This window comes from Pollutimonas harenae (genome assembly GCF_004153685.1).
GTDB lineage: Bacteria > Pseudomonadota > Gammaproteobacteria > Burkholderiales > Burkholderiaceae_B > Pusillimonas_C > Pusillimonas_C harenae.
Window position 1 is genome coordinate 1,207,078 of record NZ_SDQD01000001.1, and the last position, 22,520, is coordinate 1,229,597.

Annotated in this window: 12 protein-coding genes and 1 tRNA gene; 7 read left to right on the top strand and 6 right to left on the bottom strand. The window is 57.0% G+C overall.

Going from position 1 to position 22,520, the window contains the following annotated elements; genetic code table 11:
- Positions 1–64 precede the first annotated feature (64 nt).
- Entirely contained in the window at positions 65–1,516 is a 1,452-nt protein-coding gene (locus ERD84_RS05725) for an efflux transporter outer membrane subunit (RefSeq protein ID WP_167667342.1), read from the top strand.
- Here the strand turns inward: ERD84_RS05725 and ERD84_RS05730 are convergent.
- On the bottom strand, positions 1,508–2,479 hold the full coding sequence (locus ERD84_RS05730) for a Nudix family hydrolase (RefSeq protein WP_130038634.1): 972 nt from the start codon (positions 2,477–2,479) through the stop codon (positions 1,508–1,510). The two genes, ERD84_RS05725 and ERD84_RS05730, sit on opposite strands and share 9 nt — an antisense overlap.
- Before the next feature lie 54 nt (positions 2,480–2,533).
- On the bottom strand, positions 2,534–3,400 hold the full coding sequence (locus ERD84_RS05735; RefSeq protein WP_130038635.1) for an ATP-binding protein: 867 nt from the start codon (positions 3,398–3,400) through the stop codon (positions 2,534–2,536).
- A 139-nt stretch (positions 3,401–3,539) separates the two neighbouring features.
- On the opposite strand from ERD84_RS05735, the gene ERD84_RS05740 reads away from it, so the two are divergent.
- The 5 genes from ERD84_RS05740 (at position 3,540) to ERD84_RS05760 (ending at position 16,723) form a co-directional block, all read left to right on the top strand.
- Positions 3,540–4,505, top strand: a complete 966-nt coding sequence (locus tag ERD84_RS05740) for a polyprenyl synthetase family protein (RefSeq protein ID WP_130038636.1) — start codon at positions 3,540–3,542, stop codon at positions 4,503–4,505.
- A 52-nt stretch (positions 4,506–4,557) separates the two neighbouring features.
- A tRNA-Pro gene (locus ERD84_RS05745) sits at positions 4,558–4,634 on the top strand.
- A gap of 841 nt (positions 4,635–5,475) precedes the next feature.
- The gene (locus tag ERD84_RS05750; RefSeq protein WP_130038637.1) at positions 5,476–15,846 is read left to right on the top strand and encodes an autotransporter-associated beta strand repeat-containing protein; all 10,371 of its coding nucleotides are present in this window, start codon (positions 5,476–5,478) and stop codon (positions 15,844–15,846) included.
- A gap of 226 nt (positions 15,847–16,072) precedes the next feature.
- Positions 16,073–16,393 carry a hypothetical protein gene (locus ERD84_RS05755; protein WP_130038638.1) on the top strand — a complete coding sequence of 107 codons (321 nt, stop codon included), beginning with the start codon at positions 16,073–16,075 and terminating at the stop codon, positions 16,391–16,393.
- Positions 16,394–16,516: 123 nt separating this feature from the next.
- Complete coding sequence (locus ERD84_RS05760) at positions 16,517–16,723, top strand: autotransporter outer membrane beta-barrel domain-containing protein (RefSeq protein WP_130038639.1); 207 nt, start codon at positions 16,517–16,519, stop codon at positions 16,721–16,723.
- Positions 16,724–16,930: 207 nt separating this feature from the next.
- Here ERD84_RS05760 and ERD84_RS05765 read toward each other — a convergent pair whose 3' ends face one another.
- The 3 genes from ERD84_RS05765 to ERD84_RS05775 are packed head-to-tail and all read right to left on the bottom strand — an operon-like array spanning position 16,931 to position 20,695.
- Positions 16,931–17,989 (bottom strand): alcohol dehydrogenase, encoded by a 1,059-nt coding sequence (locus ERD84_RS05765; protein WP_130038640.1) that lies wholly within the window; start codon positions 17,987–17,989, stop codon positions 16,931–16,933.
- Between the two features lie 17 nt (positions 17,990–18,006).
- Entirely contained in the window at positions 18,007–19,470 is a 1,464-nt protein-coding gene (locus ERD84_RS05770) for an NAD-dependent succinate-semialdehyde dehydrogenase (protein WP_130038641.1), read from the bottom strand.
- 1 nt (position 19,471) lies between these two features.
- Positions 19,472–20,695: an ABC transporter substrate-binding protein gene (locus ERD84_RS05775; RefSeq protein ID WP_130038642.1), complete on the bottom strand. Its 1,224-nt coding sequence runs from the start codon at positions 20,693–20,695 to the stop codon at positions 19,472–19,474.
- Between the two features lie 145 nt (positions 20,696–20,840).
- Between ERD84_RS05775 and ERD84_RS05780 the strand changes: the two genes are divergently transcribed.
- Positions 20,841–21,461: a TetR/AcrR family transcriptional regulator gene (locus ERD84_RS05780; protein ID WP_130038643.1), complete on the top strand. Its 621-nt coding sequence runs from the start codon at positions 20,841–20,843 to the stop codon at positions 21,459–21,461.
- An 8-nt stretch (positions 21,462–21,469) separates the two neighbouring features.
- Here ERD84_RS05780 and ERD84_RS05785 read toward each other — a convergent pair whose 3' ends face one another.
- Positions 21,470–22,363 carry a LysR family transcriptional regulator gene (locus ERD84_RS05785; protein WP_130038644.1) on the bottom strand — a complete coding sequence of 298 codons (894 nt, stop codon included), beginning with the start codon at positions 22,361–22,363 and terminating at the stop codon, positions 21,470–21,472.
- Positions 22,364–22,520 lie beyond the last annotated feature (157 nt).

A 22,520-nucleotide genomic window follows, 5' to 3' on the forward strand; every position in this document is an offset into this window, starting at 1 on the left:
ACTGATCATTCCCAAGCCTTGCAGCAAGGTCGTATTGAAAGGGCTGACACTGGCTGGAGTACTGATGTTGAGTGCGTGTACGCTAGGCCCCGATTATGTGCGGCCGTCCATGGAACTTGGCGATGCCTATAAAGAGCTGGAGTCCGGCAAGCTGGGTGAACAAATGGTGGGCGCGTCGACTGCCGAGCTGCGGGGCTGGGTGCCTGCACAGCCTGGCGACGCCGCCTTGCGCGGTGACTGGTGGCAGCTCTTCAGTGACCCGACCCTGTCGCAATTGATGCTGACCTTGCAGGAAGCCAACCCCAGCATCATCCAGGCTGAAGCCCAGTATCGACAGGCGCAAGCCTTACTGCAGTCGGCGCGATCGGGCTTTTTCCCCACTGTAGGTGCGTCGGCGGCGGGCTCCCGTTCTGGCAGCGGTCGCGGACCGAGCACTACGGGCACCGTGGGAGGGGACAATCCGTCGAATCAGTTTTCCCTGAGCGGCGATGTCAGCTGGGAACCCGATTTGTGGGGCAAGGTGCGCCGGTCGGTCGAGGCCAGCGGCGCCAGTCTGCAGGCCAGCGATGCCGATCTTGCCACCACACGGCTGAGCATGCAGTCCACGCTGGCGCAGACCTACTTTCAATTGCGCGTGATGGATGCTGAAAAAGATCTGTTGCAGCAAACGGTCGAGGCCTATGAGCGCTCGCTTACCATGACGCAGAATCGCTATAACGCTGGCATTGCTGCGCAGATGGATGTGGAATCAGCGCGTACCCAACTGGAAAACGGCCGTACCCAGTTGTTGGCGCTGGATTGGCAACGCGCCCAGCTTGAGCATGCCATTGCTGTTTTGCTGGGCCGGACACCGGCCAGCTTTGCCCTGGCGCCGGCCAAAATAACGGCACAAGTGCCGGTCGTACCAGTAGGGCTGCCCTCGCAGCTGGTGCAGCGGCGCCCCGACGTGGCGGCGGCCGAACGCCGTACGGCCGAGGCCAATGCCCGCATAGGCGTGGCTAAGGCGGCATGGTTTCCCAACCTCACACTGAGCGCGCAGGGCGGCTATCGCAGCAGTGAGTGGGCGCAGTGGTTGTCGGCGCCAGCCAGCTTCTGGTCTCTGGGTCCAGCATTGGCCCTGGCTATATTCGACGGGGGAGCCCGCGAGGCGCAATTAAAAGAAACCCGTGCGGCCTACGATGTACAAGTGGCCTCGTATCGGCAAACTGTACTGACCGCTCTGCGTGAAGTCGAAGATTATCTGGTGCAGTTGCACGTGCTGGGACAAGAGCAGATTACACAGGGCCGGGCGCTGGCATCGGCGCGCGAATCGCTACGTCTGACCCGGAATCAGTATGAAGCCGGTCTGATTGACTATTTGAGTGTGGTGCAGGTCGAGACCACGGCCTTGAGTACTGAGCGTGCGGCACTGTCACTGATGTCCGACCGACTATTGACCAGCGTGCAATTGATTGCCGCCCTGGGTGGTGGCTGGGATGCCTCTGCGCTGGAGCAGGCCGAAGACGGGCTAGGTTAGCAGTTGGCGTATGCCGGCAATGCCGTGGGCGCCATGCTGACGGGCTGTTTCCAGTGTGGCGACTGATTGACCGCCAATGGCGAATACTGGCAAGCCGGCATTATCGATCAAGGACGCAAACTGCGCCCAGCCGATGCCGGGTTCACCAGGGTGGGAGGGCGTATCGAGCACATGGCCCAATACGGCAAAGTCTGCGGCCAGCATGCGTGCGGCGTCGAGGTCATTGGCGTTATGGGCCGATACTGCAAGCAGGCCCGGCGCTTGGTCTTTGATCGCGACCCCGGCACTTGCCAGTTCGCAGGCGTCGGCTGCGCGCAAATGCACGCCGTCGGCTTGGGTCCACCATGTTTCGGGGTGGCAACTATTGATCAGGCAGCGTGCGCTGTATTGATGGCATAGCGTAAGGACTTGCTGGAACGCAGTGTGGATATCATGGTCTGATTCCGGCTCCCAGCCCGGTTCGCGAAACTGCACCAGTTTCAGCCCATTTTGCAAGGCCTGCGTCAATCTGGCCAGGTAGCTGTCCAGACCCTTGCTGCTTCCTATGGAAGTAAGCAGATAGTGGTCGGGTAGTTGTATCCAGCGCAGCGGCGGTTCGGTTGCGGGCAGCAGTGGCCCTACGCTTAGCGGCGCATCGAGCTTGACCCATGAAAGTTGCTGGCCTTCCATGCCTGTGGGTTCGCCTTCCCAGCCGGTAACCCGGCAGAACGCCAGACGAACGATATTCTTCGGGTACTCATGGGTATAGGTGACCCAGGGAGTGGCTGCCGTCACGTCAATGTTCAGCTCTTCTTTAAGTTCGCGAGCAAGCGCCTGCAGCGTGGTTTCGCCTGGTTCTATCTTGCCGCCAGGCAGCTCCCACCAGCCCGACCAGGGCTTGTCATCCGGGCGTTGCGCCAACAACAGCGAACCATCGGGCTGCATGATCAGGCCGGCGGCCACTTCAATAAAAGGCTTGCTCATGAGGGAGTCCGTGAATGAGTACAGGTAAGACGTGGGCGGTGGCTGGATTGGACATTAAATATGGCGGGCAGCCCAGTCGCGAGCGAATTGGCGGGCCACACGTCCAGAACGCGACCCGCGCTCCAGTGCCCACTGCAGCGCCTCGGTGCGCGAAGCTTCGACGTTTGCCTCTGAGCAACCGTGCTCAGTCAGCCAGTAGTTCACGATATCCAGATAGTCATCCTGCTTGAAGGGGTAGAAGGACAGCCACAGACCAAAGCGTTCCGACAGCGAGATTTTTTCTTCTACGGTTTCACCTGGATGGATTTCGCCGTCGGACTGGTGCTTGGCGCTGAGATTCTCGCTCATGTACTCGGGCATGAGGTGGCGGCGGTTCGAGGTCGCGTAGATCAGTACGTTGTCGCCCGAGGCGCTGACCGACCCGTCCAACACCGACTTCAGCACTTTGTAACCGGCTTCGCCTTCTTCGAAAGACAAGTCATCACAGAAAATGATAAAGCGCTCGGGCCGGGGGCTGATCAGGTCCACGATGTCGCCCAGGTCACCCATATCGGCCTTGTCGACTTCGATCAGGCGCAGGCCTTCAGTGCCATAGGCATCCAGCATGGCCTTGACCAGCGAACTCTTGCCCGTACCGCGTGCGCCGGTCATCAACACGTTATTGGCAGGTTTCTTGTGCAGAAAATGGCGGGTGTTGCGATCGATAATGTCTTTCTGGCGTTCGATATGTTGCAAGTCATCAAGATGGATGGTTGAAACATGCTGTACTGCGTCCAGCCAGCCCCTGGACCCTCGCTTGCGCCAGCGAAAAGCGTGTGCTGACCAGTCGATATCGGGCGGCGCCGGAGGAAGCCATGCCTCTAATTGAGACAAAACGCGTTCGGCGCGGCTGATCAGCGTACTCAGGTCTTGGGTTGTCACTACCGTCTCCAGGGGGTAATTGCAGGCAAAACATACATTATCGCCAATTTATCATCTGCAATCACCCGCGTGCGTCACGTATAATCCAGCGTTGATTCGACAGATCGCACATACACTAACCTCACGCCCGGACAACGTTTTGAATCTCTCCGAGTTAATTGCCCCCATAGCAAACGACATGAAAGCGGTCGACGCGGTGATTCGCGCCCGCCTGAATTCGGATGTCGTCCTGATACGCACGATAGGCGACTACATTGTGGGTGCCGGTGGAAAACGCATGCGGCCAGCCATGTTGCTCATGATGGCCAAGGCCCTGGGTTACCAGGGAAGCAATCATCACCTGCTGGCCGCCGTGGTCGAGTTCATCCACACAGCCACTTTGCTGCACGACGACGTGGTTGACGAGTCCGATCTGCGCCGCGGCCGCAGTACTGCCAATGCGGTCTTCGGCAACGCTGCCAGCGTGCTGGTGGGCGACTACCTGTATTCGCGCTCATTCGAAATGATGGTCCAGTCCGGCTCCATGCCCGCCATGTCTGTGCTGTCGGCGGCAACTACCGTTATTGCCGAAGGCGAAGTGCTTCAACTGTTGAACGTGCACGATCCCGACGTATCACTGGATCGCTACTTGCAGGTCGTGCGTTATAAAACCGCCAAGCTGTTCGAGGCGGCTACCCAGGTAGGCGCCATCATAGGTGGTGCTACGCCCGAGCAAGAAGCCGCTGCAGCCGCTTATGGCCGTCATATAGGTACCGCCTTTCAGCTTATCGACGACGTGCTGGACTACAGCGGCGGCGCCGAAGCCTTGGGCAAGAATGTCGGCGACGACCTGCGCGAAGGCAAACCCACCATGCCGCTCATTCGCGTCATGGAAGTAGGCACCGATCAGCAGAAGCAGCTTATACAAGACGCCATCCGTACAGGTGACGCCGACTTTGCAGCCGTGGCGCAAGCCATACAAGATACTCAGGCGCTCGATTACACGCGCCAGGCTGCCATCGCCGAGGCCGCCATGGCCCGTGAAAAGCTGGCTGTTCTACCCGTTTCCGTTCATCAGCAATCTTTGCTAGAATTTTGTTCTTTCGCGGTAGAACGCGATTATTGAATCCCGAGTTGTCGGCAGTCAGTTTGGCCGCTGACAGCGAGCGCCACAAGATCGGGGCGTAGCTCAGCCTGGTAGAGTACTACGTTCGGGACGTAGGAGTCGCAAGTTCGAATCTTGTCGCCCCGACCACATCCATTCTGTTTAAGCCCTTGCTATGCAGGGGCTTTTTGTTTTTCTGCTGCGGGAGTGTTGGTGCATGGAAATTGGCCTGATGCGCCAATTGTGCGCCAAAGCGCCGATCCTCTCATCTGTTGCGTGCCAAAAAGCATGCGAAACATGGTCCGATTTTCCTATACGGTACACCAACGTTTCGCAGTTTCGTACAACCGATCAGTCCCCCCTCTTGCCTTCCAACATTCGCAATCGCTTGTCTTGGTGCGTTCAATATAGCGATGCGGTGCCAGCAATGACTACGGAGCAGGTAATCGTGCGCTGCGTGTCTAAAACTTGAGTCGGGTTCGTTTCGATACCCGGTGTCAAGCCAATTACATTGTTTGTCCCTCAATTCTAAAAGTAATTAATAGTTTCATTTAGTTTGCATGATTTTCACTGCAAGCACACAGGTCTGTCGTTTCAAAATCGAAATGGAGTGCGTTAATTTTCGTATTAAGTTGTTGTAGTTGCATCAATTTTTTTTGCACGTGGAAATTTTTTGCACTAGGTTGTTGTAATCGAAAATTATTGTAAATAAGTGACGGGAAATGAAAAGTTGGATAGATGCAAGGTATTCAGCCAAATACGAAATGCCTATACTCCGGTGGCCGCAATAGTCAATTTCCACAAACTGAAATGTAGATACATTGTTTATTTTTTTTCAGAAAAAATAGCAAAAAAATAGACGGCAAGTAGACCGTTTTGATACAGGTGGCTGCGTTAGACCAGAGGAATAAACCTCGGCAAAGGGCATACAGATATGTATGCAACATCACAAGCCATAGCGACTTCGACGAATCTAAAGGAAAGAGGAACCATGCTGGAGAACACGGGCGTTAAGTTGGGCAATAGTGCTGAATTAGCAAGAAAACCGACGGCAAAGTGGCATGAAGCATTGGCGGGTTCACGCATTCTGCGTGGTGGCCGCATCACGAAATGGAAAGGCGTTGTCGTCAGTTGCGCTCCTCATGTGTCCGGCATCTTACCCTTGGTTTTCCAGACGGCGGGTCGCCGCATATTGCCGCTCATGCTCCCGCTGGGGTTGGCAGCAGGGCCTGCCATGGCTGCGGACGTATACTGGGATGTGAACGGTGGCAGTCCGGGTCAAGGTGGCAGTGGGACCTGGGATCTTAGCGATGTCACTTGGAACCAAAGCAGCGACGGTGTGGCCGGGCCCTTTCGCACATGGAATAACTCAGCGCTGGATACCGCCGTTTTCGGTGGCACAGCGGGAACGGTAACGGTTGACGGCGGTATTAGTGCGGGTGGCCTGGCCTTCACAACCGCCAATTACACGCTGAATGGCGGCACGGTCACGCTGGGCGGCACCGCAGCGACTATTTCCATCACTACCGGAAATGCCACGATTAATTCAACACTTGCGGGCAATGCAGGGTTGATAAAGTCCGGCGCCGGCAATCTGATCCTGAATGGGGCAAACACCTTAAGCGGGGGAGTCCGTGTTGATGCCGGCAGATTGACTGTCGATTCGGACGCAGCCCTGGGCGCTGTCGGTAATGGAGTAACCATGGTCGGTGGCACAGCGTTGACCAGCACAGGTGCGTTGGATGCTAACCGTATCGTTACGCTTGAAAGCGGCACGGTCAACATCTACGGAGCCGGAGTTGGGTCGGCGAAATACACCGGTGCGGGCGGGCTGGTGGTGGACACCAACGTGACGATGAGCAATGATGCCAGCGACTTCACAGGGGACGTACAGTTTATCGCTAATGGTGGCGCTTCTTTTACTTCCGTAGGCAACATTGGCGAAGCCAGTTCCCTTGGTGCTGGCAACACGATTACGTTTACAGCGCGCGATCAGTACGCTGACCGACTCTTCTATATTGGCGACGGAGACAGTTCCAATCGGAACTGGGTGTTTTCTCAAAGCGGCGGCACGTCAGGCGCCATATTGTTGAATAATGGCACGGGCACGTTGACGCTGACCGGGGATATCAATAGCGTGATGGCCGCCGGTAGAAGTACGGGTTTTGTGGCGGAGACTGCCGATCTGGAGCTCCTGGGTGTGATCAGCAGCACTAGCGGCAGCCCTATATCTTTCAGCGGGGGCAGCGCCGACCGCAGCATTACCTTGGGCGGCGCCAATACTTATAATGGGACCACTACAGTCAGCGGGGTGACCCTGCGTGCCGCAACGGTGGCAGATACCGGCGCTGCCAGTTCCTTTGGCGTGGGTACAGAAGGTGGCATTACCCTCGCCAATGACGCCGCCGTGCGCTACACCGGCGCAGGCGACGCCAGCAATCGCACCTGGACGATAGCGTCGAGTGGCAGCCTGCTGAATGATGGCGCGGGCGCTTTGACACTAAGCGGCGATGTGGTCCTTGACGATGTTGCCAATAATAGCCTGACACTGGGTGGCAGCTATGCGGGCACCAGCACGCTCTCGGGTACTGTTTCTGGCCCGGGCACTCTCATCATGGATGGCGCGGCCGGTAATATTTGGGCGCTAAGCGGCGCCAATACACGAGTTGGCGACGTTACCGTGCAAGGTGGCACATTGCGCGCGGCTAGCGCCTCCGCCTTCGGCACGGTGGGTAATCTGACTGTCAATGGCGGTACGTTCGACCTGAACAACTTCAACCTTGAAACACAGGCTTTGGCCGGCACAGGGGGCACCGTAGCGCTTGGCAGCGGAGATCTATCCGTCAATCATGATACAGGCGTCAGTACGACGTTCGCCGGTTCCATTACCGGCACAGGGTCCTTCACCAAGCTGGGGGCGGGCATGTTGACGCTTACCGGCAGCAATACCTACTCAGGCGATACGACTGTAGGTGGTGGCACACTGGCGCTGGACTTTTCGGCAGCAGGGGCTCCGACCAGCAATATCATCTTGAGTTCGTCAACGCTTAACATGGCTGGTGGTGTATTGGCGGTGACGGGGGCGGATGGCGCTGCCACTGCGCAGACCTTTAACGGCATGAATGTGACCGGCGGGAACAACACGGTCAGTGCCACCGCAGGCTCCGGCGGTACGCTGAATGTGAATATGGGTTCGATCACTCATAGCAGTGGCCTGGTGGATTTTGTTAACTCGGGTGGCGGCAATATTACGACCAGCAATACGGCGTTGGGTGGTTGGGCAACGGTTAACGGTACTGATTATGCCAAGGTTGAAAGCGGCAACATCGTCGCTTTTACCGAGGCAGACTATACAGACAACGATAACGCCAGTACCTGGGCAGACGGTCAATACATTACTGACGTTGACGGCTTCTACGACACGGTAGGTACAACAGTACAGCTTGCAGGGCTTCGATATACGGAAGCCACGGAAACCACTGTGACGGTGGCGACGGGCCAGACGCTGGGCGTGGACGGCACGATTATTGTCGCGCCAACCGTCGAGGCCAATGATCAGACGATCACCGGGGGAGCACTGACGGGCACGTTGGGCGGCGGCCAGTTGGGCATACAGCAAAATAGCACTGGCAATTTCACGATCGCATCGCAGATTGTTGATAACGGCGGCAGCGTCGGTTTCACCAAGGCGGGCACCGGGCTTGTCACACTGACCAATGCGAGCAACAGTTACACCGGCGCCACGACGGTGGGCGAAGGTTCGTTGTCTATAGCCAATATCGGCAATGGGGGTACGGCGAGCAGCATCGGCGCCTCAAGCGCAGACGCCACCAACCTGGTGATCCAGGGCGCAACGCTGCAATACACCGGCGGTACGACGACAACAGATCGAGGTTTTACGGTGGGTCGGGCAGGCGCGATCGGGAGCGGCACCATTGATGTCACCCAAGCCGCCACCAACCTGACGTTTGGCGGCGAAGTGCTGGGCCTGGACGATGGGGGCCTTAGCAAGACCGGCGCCGGTACATTGACACTGACAAATGCCAGCAATAGCTATGCAGGGGTCACGACCGTCAGCGGCGGTACGCTTGCCGTGGCCACGTTGGCAGACGGTGGGGTCAACAGCTCGATTGGCGCTTCGACTAGCGACTCAAGCAACTTGATTTTGTCGAATGACGGTACGCTGGACTATATCGGTGGCACCACGTCTACTGATCGCGGTTTGCAGCTGGGCGCAGGTGGCGGCGCCGTAGGCGTAAGCGACGCAGCATCGGTCTTGACTGTCAGCGGTGTTATTGAAGATCAAGACGTAACCCCGGAAGTTTTGACTAAAAAAGGTGACGGTACGCTCGTGTTATCGGGTATGAACACATACTCGGGCGGCACTGTGGTCGAGGCAGGAACACTGGAAGCAGGTTCGACACAAGCGTTCGGAAGCCAGACTGCAGCTATGACAGTGGCCAGTGGTGCCACGCTGGATCTGAACGACTTTGATAATACAGTGGGTGTGCTCGCCGGCGCCGGGAACGTTGAGCTGGGTTCGGCCATGCTGACTTCAAGCAGCCGGTCCGGCTCTTTTTCGGGATCCATCAGTGGTACAGGGGGGGTCACGCGCACAGGCCAGTGGACACAAACCTTTGTTGGCGCCAACAATACTTATACCGGACCTACCATCATTAGCAGTGGCGGCACATTGTCTGTTGACAGTCTGGCTGATGGCGGCCAGGCCAGCGGCATTGGCGCCTCTACCAGTGACTCTGCCAACCTTTCCATTGGTGGTAACGGCAGGTTGACCTATACCGGCAACACGGTTGCCATTGATCGGGGCCTGACCTTACCGGGCGGCAGCGGTGGGATCAATGTCGCCGAAGGCTCGGCCACGTTGGAGTTTGGCGGTCAGGTTGTGGGTGCCGGTACGCTACGGAAAGAGGGGGCGGGCACGCTGGTGTTGTCGGAGAGCAATACCTATACAGGTGGCTCTATTATTGAAACGGGTGTTTTGCGTGCGGGGGCGGAAAATGCGTTTGGCACCGGTGCAGCGGCTGGAGGGATGATACTGAGTGATACCGCTGGTGCCATGCTGGACCTGGACGGTTTCAACACCACGGTCTCTTATCTTGAGGGAGGTGGTGTCAACGGCGGAGACATTACGCTTGGAGATGCAACGCTGACGATTCGTAGCGGCGGCAGATCATACTCGGGCGCAATCAGCGGCACAGGAAACCTCGTTAAGAACGGTGGCGCGGTTCAGGGCCTGAGTGGTTGCGACAGCAGCTATTCCGGCGGTACTACCATCAATGGTGGCTCGATTGAAACATCTTGCCTGGACGATGGCGGGGTCAACAGCTCGATTGGCGCGTCAACGGCCGATGCTTCCAATCTTGTTCTTAATGGTGGTGCGCTGCGATATATTGGGGCGGGTGACAGCACCAATCGCGAGTTTACACTGGGCCTCGCCGGAGGCACGCTCGATGCGTCAGGCAGCGGGGCCCTTAACTTTACGAGTACGGCCCCTATCACGCTGGATGGCGCAGACGCTGCGCGTACGCTTACGCTGACCGGTACCAACACCGACGACAATACGCTTGCTGCATTCATCGCAGACAACGGGGCCGGTGTTACTTCCCTGACCAAGACTGGCACCGGCACTTGGCGGCTGACCAATTCCGACAGTACGTATACAGGGGTCACCACCATCAATGGCGGGGTACTATCCGTCGATAAACTGTCTGACGGTGGGCTGGCGAGCAGCATCGGCTCTTCAAGTGGAAGTGCATCCAACCTTGTCATTGGCAACAACTCGACCTTACGTTACACGGGTAGTGGCGATACGACCGATCGTTTATTCACGCTTGAAACAGGAGTCGCTTTTATCGAATCCTCCGGTACAGGCGCTGTTGTATTCGAGAATACGAACCCAGTGACATACTCAGGCACTGGCACCCGCACGATGGGCCTGGGCGGAACTAATACCGGGCTCAATACTTTGGGAGGTGCCATTGGTGATGGTGCTGGTGGCGCTACAACGTTGGCCAAGAACGGTACCGGCACTTGGGTGCTGACGGGTGATAATACTTATACAGGCAGCACAGTCATTAACGACGGTAACCTGATCGTTGGTAATGGTGGCATTACAGGAAATGTGGGTGCCGGCAATGTGATTGTCGATAAGGCGACATCAACGCTTTCACTGAACCGTAGCGACACCTTTACGCTGGACGGCACCTTGAGCGGGCCAGGCTCGCTAGCCCAGATAGGCACCGGCACCAGCATCTTGACGTCCACCGCCAATGAAATCGGTGCCACGAGCATCAGCGCAGGCACCTTGCAGGTGAACGGTAGCTTGACGACGACAACCGTCGCGATGACCGGGGCTTCCACACTAGAGGTGAACGGTACTGTGCAGGCGGCGGGTGCCACGGCTACAGCGATGACCGGAGATGCCGGTGCAAGCCGCGTCAATGTCAACAAGGGTGGCACTTTGCTTGCCGCCGGTGACCTGGGCGCAGGCGCTGATGCACTGGCACTCTCGGGTGTGCTTGATACGGGGGCTGATACGCTGGCGCTGGGCGATGGTGATGACACGCTGACGCTGAGCGATGGCGCACAGATCATAGGAAGCGTCGTGGCGGGCGCTGGCACAGACCTGCTGCAAGTGAATAATGCGGTTGCCCTGAGTCTGGATGGTACGCAAGTCGGTGGCTTTGAAAGCCTGGAAAAGCAGAATGCCGGCACACTTACGCTAACGGGTGACCATGTCTATACCGATGGCGCGACGATCGCGGCCGGCACCGTGCAGGTGGGTAACGGCGGTACGTCTGGTGCACTTGCCAGCGATGTGATCAACAATGGCACGCTCGCCTTCAATCGTTCCGATGCCTATGTTTTTGCGGGCGAAATCTCGGGCACCGGCGGCGTGAGTCAGATCGGTGCTGGAACCACTACCCTGACGGGCGACAACAGCTATGCCGGGACGACTGCGGTGCAGGCCGGAACGCTGCTGGTCAACGGTGATCAGTCTGCGGCGACCGGCGACACCACGGTCGCCAGCGCTGCGGCACTGGGCGGTACGGGCACCATCGGCGGCAATGTCAGCGTAGCAGGTGGTGCGACGCTCAGTCCGGGAACGTCCGACGGTACTGCGGGCACGCTCAATATCAACGGTGACTTGGCGCTGAACGACACGTCGAACCTGGCCTTCAACTTCGGCGAACCTAATGTAGTTGGCGGGGCGCTGAATGACCTGGTCAATGTGGGTGGCGATCTTGTTCTGGATGGCAACCTGGAGGTGACACAGACCACGGGTGGTACCTTTGGTGCAGGCATCTATCGTGTCATTAGCTACCAGGGAGGACTGACCAATAATGGCGTGAACCTGGCATCTACGGACTTCGTGCTGCAGACCTCGGTGGCGAACCAAGTGAATCTGGTGAACACCGCAGGCCAAAATCTGAACTTCTGGGATGGTGGTGCAGGACCGCAGAACGACAATGTCGTGAATGGCGGCGACGGCACATGGAGCCTAGCGTCTGATGCGCTGTGGACCAGCGATACGGGTGAGATCAATGCGCCGTACTCCAATGGTACTTTTGCAATTTTCACAGGTGCGGCTGGCGATGTGAGCATCGACAATACCGATGGCCAGGTTCAAGCCTCTGGCATGCAGTTCGCCGTGGATGGCTATTCGCTGACCGGCGATGCCTTGACACTGGTCGGTGGCCTGGACGATCCCACCAGCTCGACGATCCGTGTGGGTGACGGCACTACCGAGGGTGCGGGTATGTCTGTTGCGATCGGGGTGGATCTTGCCGGGGCGACGACCTTGGTCAAGACTGACCTCGGCACACTGGTTCTGTCGGGCTCCAACACCTATGCGGGCGGTACGCGTATCGAGGACGGTACGGTGTCTGTCTCCAATGACGGCAACCTGGGAGCTGCAGCCGGTGCGATCGAGATTGATGGCGGCACGCTGCAGAACACCGCCGCCTTTGCCTCGGCGCGTGGCGTTACGCTGGAAGATCGTGGTGGGATATTCCAGACCGATGCTGATCTGGCCCTGTCGGGCACCATCGACGGTACAGGTGCGCTAAGCAAGACAGGGACAGGAACGCTCACGCTCTCGGGCGCCAACAGCTACGTCGGCAGCACCCACATTGATGAAGGTACGCTGTCGGTATCGAGCGATCAAAACCTCGGGGTAGTAGCTGGCGCTATCACCTTTGATGGCGGCACGCTACAGAATACGGCGGCGTTTGTCTCTGCACGTGAGCTCACACTAGAGACTGGGGGTGGCACACTCCAGACCGATGCCGCGTTAACGTTGTCGAGCGCCATAGTCGGTACCGGTGAGCTCACCAAGACGGGAGCCGACACCTTGATACTGGCTGGCGCGAACACCTATGCCGGCGGTACGACGATCTCCAGCGGCACCTTGCAGCTTGGCAACGGTGGTGCTTCGGGCTCTATCGACGGCGACGTGGCCAACGATGGTGCATTGGCCTTCCAGCGCTCCGACGTCTACACCTTCGATGGCCAGGTCGCCGGCAGCGGTGTGGTGAATCAGATGGGCAGCGGCACAACGATCCTGACCAGCAACAACACTTATGCCGGCCAGACTAATGTGCAGTCTGGCGCGCTGCTGATCGATGGCGATCAGTCCGGCGCAACGGGCCTGACTTCGGTTTCGGCCGGTGCTGCGCTCGGCGGTTCCGGCACAGTTGGCGGAGACGTCGACATTGCCGATAGCGGTGCGCTTCGTCCAGGCGGATTGGGCGTCACGCCCGATACGCTCGCCATCAATGGCAGCCTGATGCTGGCCGATGCATCGGCACTGGACTACAACTTTGGCGAAGCGGGCGTCGTGGGCGGCGCGTTCAATGATCTGGTGACTGTCGGTGGTGATCTAGAGCTTGATGGTGTATTGAACGTGACGCAATCACCGGGCGGGGAGTTTGGCCCGGGCTTGTATCGAGTCATCAGCTATGACGGTGCACTGACAGACAGCGGGTTGGTACTGGGTGCCATGCCGGCGGGCGATTTCCGTGTCCAGACTTCGGTGGCCAACCAGGTGAATCTGGTCAACGCTACGGATTTGGCGCTGAACTTCTGGGATGGTCCGGCCGGAGGCCTGAACGACGGCAACATTCACGGTGGTGATGGCGAGTGGAATCGTTCCGGCAGTGAGTATTGGACTACCGATACAGGCTCGATCAACGCTCCCTATGCGAATGGCGCGTTCGCTATCTTTGCAGGCGAGGCTGGCACAGTCAGCGTTAATGATGGAGATGGGGCGGTCGAAGCGCAGGGCATGCAGTTTGCGACCGATGGCTACTCCATCGTTGGGGATGATCTAACGCTGGTGGGCGATGCTTCCAATGTTTCGACGATACGGGTGGGCGATGGCACACTCGCAGGCGCAGATATGACGGCGGTGATCGATGCCACGCTGGGCGGCAACTCAACGCTCGAGAAATCTGACTTAGGTACGCTGGTGCTGAATGGCGTCAACACCTACACGGGCGGCACGTCCATCAAGGGCGGTACTTTGCAGGTCTCTCAGGATGCGAATCTTGGCGACGCGGCTGGCTCGATTACCATTGACAATAGCACTCTGCATACGACGGCTTCATTCGAAAGTGAGCGTAACGTCGATCTGACTGGTACAGGTACGATCCTGACTGATGACGCAACCGAACTGGTACTTAATGGTGCGTTTGCCGGGGCCGGCGGCTTAACGAAGGCGGGTGCAGGCACGCTGATCATGGGCGGAACGGCCTCGTATACTGGTGCGACGACTGTCGCCGAGGGTACGTTGCGGGCCAGCGCGGCCAATGCGTTCAGCGCTACCTCCGATACGTCGGTCTTGGCTGAGAGCGAACTCGATTTGGCTGGTTACAGTCAGTCCATAGCCTCTTTATCCAACGCGGGAACCGTGCGCTTGTCGGGCGGCACCCCCGGCACACGTCTGAGCCTGGATGGCGATTACGTTGGCAATGACGGTCTGCTGGTGCTCGATACCGTGCTGGGCGGTGACAGCTCCGCCACAGACCAGCTCGTTGTAGGTGGGAGCACCTCGGGCAACTCCAGCTTGCGCGTGAATAACGTTGGGGGCGGTGGTGCTCCAACCGTGGAAGGCATCAAGGTGGTGGACGTAGGCGGTGCTTCGAACGGCAGTTTTGCGCTGCAGGGCGACTATGTCTTCCAGGGCGATCAAGCGGTGGTTGCTGGCGCTTATGCTTATCGACTCTATAACGGGGGCGTCAGTACCCCCGCCGACGGCGATTGGTATTTGCGCTCGAGCCTGACCAATCCTGTGGATCCGACGAATCCCGTTGACCCCACCAATCCAACGAACCCGAGTAATCCAGGCGAGCCCTTGTATCAGCCGGGCGTACCGGTCTACGAGGCCTATGCAGGCGCATTGCAGGCTTTCAACCAGTTGGGCACTTTGCAGCAACGGGTTGGCTCACGCTCATGGAAAGATCAGGATAGTGTGCGCGCTATGCCGGACGGTTCCGTTGATGCCAGTGGCATCTGGGCACGTGTCCAAGCCAGCCATGCCGATTTCGACCCTGATGTTTCCACAAGTGGCACCAATTATGATGCTGATACGTGGAAAATCCAGGCGGGTATCGACGGCACGATTAGTCAAAACGCAACCGGGCGCACCGTGCTGGGCATGTATGCGCAGTACGGGACTCTGGACACCGATCTGAGTTCAATCCATGGCAGGGGCGCGATCGAAACGCAGGGTTACAGCCTGGGCGGCACGTTGACTTGGTATGGCAACTCCGGCGCATATGTCGACAGCCAGATACAAGTGACCCGATATGACAGCGACCTGCGCTCCAGGACTGCCGGCCGACGCCTCGTTGATGGTAACGACGGCATGGGCTATGCAGTGAGTGTCGAGGGTGGTAAGCGTATCGCGATGGGCGGCCCCTGGTCGTTGACGCCACAGGCACAATTGTCCTATTCATCCGTCAAGTTCGATGACTTCACAGACCCCTTTGGGGCAGACGTATCGCTAGACAAAAGCGAAAGCCTCGTCGGCCGCCTGGGCCTGGCTATCGAACATGAGACCGAGTGGGCGGGAGCGGGTGGCCGACCTGGCCGTTCGCGTATCTATGGCATTGCCAATGTCTACTACGACTTTGCTGATGGTTCACGCGTTGCGGTGGGCACCACACCCTTCAAGAGCAAGAATGATGCGTTGCGTGGTGGCGTCGGTCTGGGTTGGTCGTTGAACTCGGCGGACGACAAGTACTCGGTTTATGCCGAAGCGCTTGCTAATACCAGCCTGCGTAATTTCGGCGATAGCAACGAAGTGAAGGGCACGGTAGGGGTCCGCGTGCGTTGGTAATGCATATGAAAAGAAGGGGCAGCGCATTGGGCGCCGCCCCGTTTTGCGTAGGCCAAGGCCTTTTCCTAAACGCCGCTTTATTGATTTTCACATTTCTATTTGTGAAATGAGAGGATGTTTTTTAACCAGTTAACGGTAGAGTGCTAATGAATACCTTAATCGAGTTGGTGGGAGTCTGACGCAGCAAACGGAGGGGGTGATTTCGAAAGTCATGCCGGTACGCAGGATGAACGGTCGCCATTTTGTGGCCACCGCCGTGGCAGCCGTGGCGTTCACGACAGCCCATGCCGCAGATATCGAATTTCTGGGGACAAACAGCCGTGAGTTCATGGACAACCCTGGGTACTGGGCAGGCGGCGAGCTTCCCAGTCTCAGTGATCGCGGCGTCATTTCCGACACACCTGTCAATCTCGTCACAGGCAGCGCTCCCGATGCTTTCTCTATTGGCTCTCTCTGGATCACCAATACCGCGGGCGTGACACAGTTCAACTCACTTCGCGATCACAGGTATCGCCAGCCTGCACAACTCCAGCGGCGTGAATGTTGACGCCACGCTCGACATTTCGGGTACCGCTGACGGAACGAATATCAACAACACCACCAATACGCCGGGCGGCAGTGCCCTGCGCAATTTGACGGACAGCGGTCAGATTCTGCTAGTGGCACCGATGTGGCACGTTTCACCGGGCCGGCTGGTTCTACGGATATCCGCAGCGATGTTGGCGGCACCAGTATGGAACTGGCTGTCGGTGCAACCTTGTCTCTGACGGATCGCACTCATTTGTATGCCGAAGTGGGTAAGTTGTGGGATACGGGTGGAAGCAGTCGCATCAAGAGCGGGCTGAACGGCAGTGTGGGCGTGCGCGTCGCCTGGTAAGAGGGTGCAGAGGCCTGTCTGACCTTCCGTTAAAAGCTGGAGGGTGTGTGGTTCGTGAGCTCTTTAATCGATTAAAGAGCTCACGGGCCGATTCGAATCATTTGATCAACGCTGCACATTCGGCTTTAAAGCTAAACAAAAAAAGCACGGCTCACGCCGTGCTTTTTCTCGTTTGCCGAAACAGGTATTCAGCAGATCTGTCTATGATCAAGGAACCAGGACCTGTCGTCCCACTGCACTGCCGTTCGCCAGATTTTCCAGGGCTTCGTTTGCTTCTTCCAGCTTCCGTGTTGTCGTGGGAATTTGCGGTATCTGCTTGTCACGGACAAGCGCAATGAGAGCCTTGGTCTCATCAATGCTTCCGACATAGCTCCCCTGGTAGCCTTTGACCCCCAAGGGCATGCTGGGGGTGGGCACATCGACATGGCCGCCGAACAGGCCAACCTGCACCAGCTTGCCGCCTTTCGCGAGCAAACTCAATCCTTGTTCAACTGTCTCGCTTGACCCCACGCAATCCAGGATCATATAAACCCTGCCGCCCGCGGCGGCACGAATGTCCTCGGCCGAGCTTTGCCCGTTTGCGCTGATAAACGTGCTGGCCCCGGCATCCAGTGCCGCGTCGCGCTTGCGCACGTCGGGATCTACGACCACGATGCGAGGGCAATCGAGTGCCTTTGCGATACGTACCGCCATCAGCCCGAGACCGCCTCCGCCATAAATGACTAAGGTTTCCCTGCGGAAGATGTCGGCATCGAATTTGCGCATGGCTGAATAGGTTGTGACACCTGAGCATGCATAAGGAGCCGCTTCAGTGGGATCCATATCGCCAATGTCGATGAGATACCGTGCATCGGTAACAAGGACATGGTCCGAGTAACCTCCTTGCTGGTACACACCCATCGAGCGATTGGCCGTGGGGCATAGGTTTTCGTGTCCTGCAGTGCACATTGCGCAAGTGCCACAGCCCTGCCACGGGTAAACAAGATAATTGCGGCCCAGCTCGATATTGGTCACCTTTGCTCCCGTCTGTACCACGGTGCCGGCAATTTCGTGCCCGAGGGTCAAAGGCAATGGAAGACCGCGATCCGCCATACTCAGTTGCCGCCCATTTCCGAGATCGTAAGCGCCGTGTCGTATATGCAAATCAGAATGGCATACGCCGGCTGCTTTGACCCGCAGCAGAATCTCGTTCTCGCCGACTTCCGGCAAATCGGACTCGACCCGTTGCAGGGGTTTACCATATTCAAAAAGCTTATAACTAATCATCGTGGCTCCTTTTCAATCTAGCGTAGCCCGAGAAAATCTTCGCTGACCAACTTGATGTTCAGATATTCTCGCAAGCCTTCGCTGCCCATTTCCACACCATAACCGCTCTCTTTGATGCCTCCGAAGGGGGCCTCGTTCATGGAGACGTAAAAGCTATTAATGCCCAGCGCTCCGCTTTCTATTTCGTTCACAGCCCTGCGGCGGGTAATGCTGTTCTGCGTGAATACATATGCAGCCAATCCGTAAGGGAGGCGATTCGCCTCGCTGATCGCGGCATCCAGTGTTTTATATTTCTGTACGAGCATGATGGGACCGAATGGCTCTTCGTTCATTAAACGAGCGTCGTTCGGCACGTCCGCCAGAACCGTTGGCATCCAGAAATAGCCGCCTGTCTGGGAGTCTGGTGCCTTTCCGCCGCATAAGACCTGGGCGCCTTTCGATTGAGCGTCTTCAACGAGCTCCTTCATGGTGCTGACCCGCCTTGCACCGATCAATGGCCCCATTTCGGACTCTGGGTTCAGGCCATCACCAACCCGGACGCTCGCCATTCTTGGCACGATTGCTGCAATGAATTTCTCGTAGAGTGACTCTGCAACCATCACGCGGGTCGGAGCAATGCATACCTGGCCTGCCGTACGGCATTTTGCCTGCACCAAGGCATCTGCGACACGCTCAACATCGGCGTCTTCGCAGATGATGGCCGGCGCATGACCGCCTAGTTCCAGGGTTGCTTTTTTCAATCCGCGCGCTGCTTTTTCTGCCAGAATCTTCCCGACAGCGGTAGAGCCGGTAAATGAGAATTTCCGGATTTCGTCCCTGTTCAGAAGGTAGTCCGATATCTCTGAGGGCACCCCAAACACAACATTCAAGACGCCAGAGGGCAGGCCGGCGTCCATCAGTGCGCGCGCGACGGCAATGGCGGCAGAGGGCGTTTCTTCGGCGGGCTTTATGACCAAGCTGCATCCTGCTGCAATCGCTCCCGCAATTTTGCGTGCACTCAGGGTGGCCGGGAAATTCCACGGCGAAAAGGCCGCACAAACCCCCACTGGCTGCAGCAGGACCGAAATGCTGTGTTCCGGATTCTTGCCAGGGACCGTTTTTCCGTAAAGGCGCCGACTTTCTTCGGCATACCATTCAAATGTTGCGCCAGCCGCCATGACTTCACCGGTTGCCTCTGCAAGTGGCTTGCCGGTGTCCATAGTCAGCCACCGCGCGATGTCCTCGCTGCGCTCCTGAATCAGCTGACCCGCACGTTTGAGAATGCCTACCCTTTCTGCGAGCGGACGTGCCCGCCATACTGGAAGCGCTGCACTTGCTGATTTCACGGCACGATCCAGGTCAGCCTCTGTTGCATGCGGCAATTGACCGATAGCATCGCCGGTTGCAGGGTTGACCACGGGTTCGGAGCCTCGGTCCGTGCAATCAAGCCATTGCCCGTCGATAAGCATTTCCAGTTTGGGATAGTTCACATGCTGCGTCATATTATTTCCCCAGCGCCTGGGCCTTCAAGTCGCATTTTCCTTGGTCCATGGGGCGGAACGCCTGATCACCCGGTACGGTTGCGATGATGTCGTAATAGTCCCACGGGCTTTTTGATTCCGCCGGCGACTTCACTTTGGCCAAATACATATCGTGCACAAAGCGGCCATCTTCGCGAAGGTGCCCATTTTGTGCAAACATGTCATTTATCGGCTTGCCACGCCAGTCTGCGACGATCGCTTGTGCATCGTCTGTACCTAATTGCTCGATCGACTTCAGATACTGATAAACGGCAGAATACTGGCCTGCATGCTCCTGCGATGGCATTGATGACTCATCCATCCTTTTATAGAACTCTTCAGACCACTTGCGTGTTTCATCGGTCCTGTTCCAGTAAAAGGCGGTACCAAACACCACTCCTTGTGCTGTCTCCAGCCCGAGAGCATGTACATCCTGTATGAAGAGAAACTGCGGCGCGACAATCTGGGTGACGCCAAATGATTTCGCTGCCTTGATCGCGTTGACGGTGTCGGCCCCGGCGCTCACCAGCCCTATTACCGATGCGCCGGAGCTTTGCGCTGATAGTATGAACGACGAGAAGTCGGTCGTATTGAGTGGGAATTTCACCCCGCCGACTATTTTTCCATCCACCTTGGCAAGCGCAGCTCGCGAGGCTTTTTCTCCTGCCTTACCAAACGCATAGTCTGCGGCGATCATGAACCAGTCTTTTTTGCCGGTTTGCGCCAAACCATTAACCGAGCTGTTGGCGAAGGCGAAGGTATCGTAGGTGTAGTGAATGCCTGTTGGAATGCAACTGCTAAACGTCAGGGCATCACTTGCCGGGCCGGTTGCCAGCACCAGGGCGTTTTTGTCTTTTGCCAAATTGTAGACACTTAAGGCCACTGCACTGTTGTTGATCTCGGTGATAACGTCAACGTGATCCACGTCCAGCCATTTGCGCGCGGTACTGGCCGCGATATCGGGCTTGCCCTGGTGATCAGCGGTGAAGATTTCTATTTTCTTGCCGTTGATTTCCCCGCCGAATTCAGCTACGGCCATTTCCGTCGCGATGATGGATCCACGTCCACCTGTCGCGGAATAGGGCCCGCTCAAATCGGTCATGACGCCGATTCTTATGACGTCATCTGAAATTCCCTGAGTCGCTGCCAGTGCGGTGCCGGTTCCCACCATTGTCAATAAACCGGCCATTATCAAATTCAGTCTCATGTCTACTCCTTTAATTGGGAAGGTTTTATTGGCAGTGTCTGTTGATAGCAATGCCAGTTATTTTTTTTTAGTCTATCATGTTCATGACGATTTTCGTCAGAAATTATAAAAATTGCTGGTGTAGTACGAACGAAGGAACTCAGACATGGCAACAAGACCAATCGGACGTCCTCGTGAGAGTGGTTTAGAGCAGAGAGTTTTTGTGGCGGCCTGTGCGATTTATGCCAAACGCGGGTGGGCTGGTTTCAATTTTGATGAGGTCGCCAGGCGATCCAGAGTCGGTAAAGGATCTTTGTATTTGCGCTGGCGCAACAAGGCTCAGATGCTCTTCGAGCTGGTCCAGTCGCGGACGGACTTTATTGCAGGCATCGATACCGGACATGTGCGTACTGATCTTATTGAGTTTGCCCGGCGTTGGTGTGTTCACCTGGAAACAGACGAAGGAGTGCTCACTTACCGGCTGACCATAGACGCACGCTTCTATCCTGAGTTACGCAAGGCGCTTGGCGAGAAGCACTATCCGGAACACGTGCGCAGCACCCGAGCCATCATCCGCCGTGGTATTGAACGTGGTGAGCTGCCTCCGGGAACCTCGATCGCGCTGGTCGCGGATCTGGTCGCTGGGGCAGTGTCCAATCATGTCCGCAACACACCCGATTATTTGCGTGATGGCTTTGCCGATCATCGGGATGAATACTGCGCGATGGTAGTGGATACGGTCTTGCAGGGGATAAGTGCTGGTCATAGGCCCCGGGCCCCTGAATAAGGCTTGGTTCACCACTTGCGGTTTTGCAAAGCGCTGTGCAGGTAATCAATCAGTACCCGGACTTTGGGCGTTACGTGTTGCCGACTTGGGTACAGGGCATAAATACCCATTTCGAACGAGCGGTATTCAGGCATGATCTCTTCAAGGGTACCGTTACGCAGATCGTCACCCACCAGAAACGAGGGTTGCAAGATAATACCCTGATGCTGAAGTGCTGCAGCGTGGCAGGTGTCGCCACTATTGCTGCGCATCCGGGGCGTCACCGCAACGCTCTCCGGTCCCTGAGGCCCTTGGAACATCCATTGCTCTCCGGTCGAGAACAGGCTGTATGCGAGGGTTGTATGGCTGGCCAATTCGCCTGGATGTGAAGGCCGGCCATGCTGGTCCAAATAGTGCGGCGAGGCGCACAGCACCATGCGTGTGGTCGATAGCTGACGGCTGATCAAAGACGAACTGCGCAAGCGGCCGATACGCACCACAATGTCATAGCCTTCTTCAACTACATCGACAAGCCTGTCGGACAGTGTGATATCCAAGGTCACGGCAGGGTTCTGCGCCATGAATGCACCCCATAGTGGAGCAAGATGCAGCAAGCCGAAGGTGACCGGGGCGTTGATTTTCAGAAGACCTAGGACATGGCCTGAACGGGCCGTGATTTCGGCCTCGGCCTCTTCGACATCAGCCAGCAAGGTTTTGCATCTTACGTAGAAAACCTTGCCCTCGTCAGTGAGCGAGAGTCGTCGCGTTGTACGGTGGAGCAGTCTTGTGCCCAAGCGCTTTTCCAGGTCGCCCAGAACGCGTGAGACGGCAGCTTTGGATAAATTCAGCGAGTCGGCCGCCCCTATAAAGCTGCCGGCGTCGACAATGGCAGCAAAGACGCCCATTTCATGAAAGCGGTCCATGGATATTGATGGCTTATTGTCTCGTTTTGGTGAACTATATGTCTAATTAAAACATATATATTCCTTGATATAAAACAAATATAGTATCGGTCATGGCAACACCCGACGAGATCATTGAACGTCAGATCGGGGAGAATCCACCACATTTACCAAGATC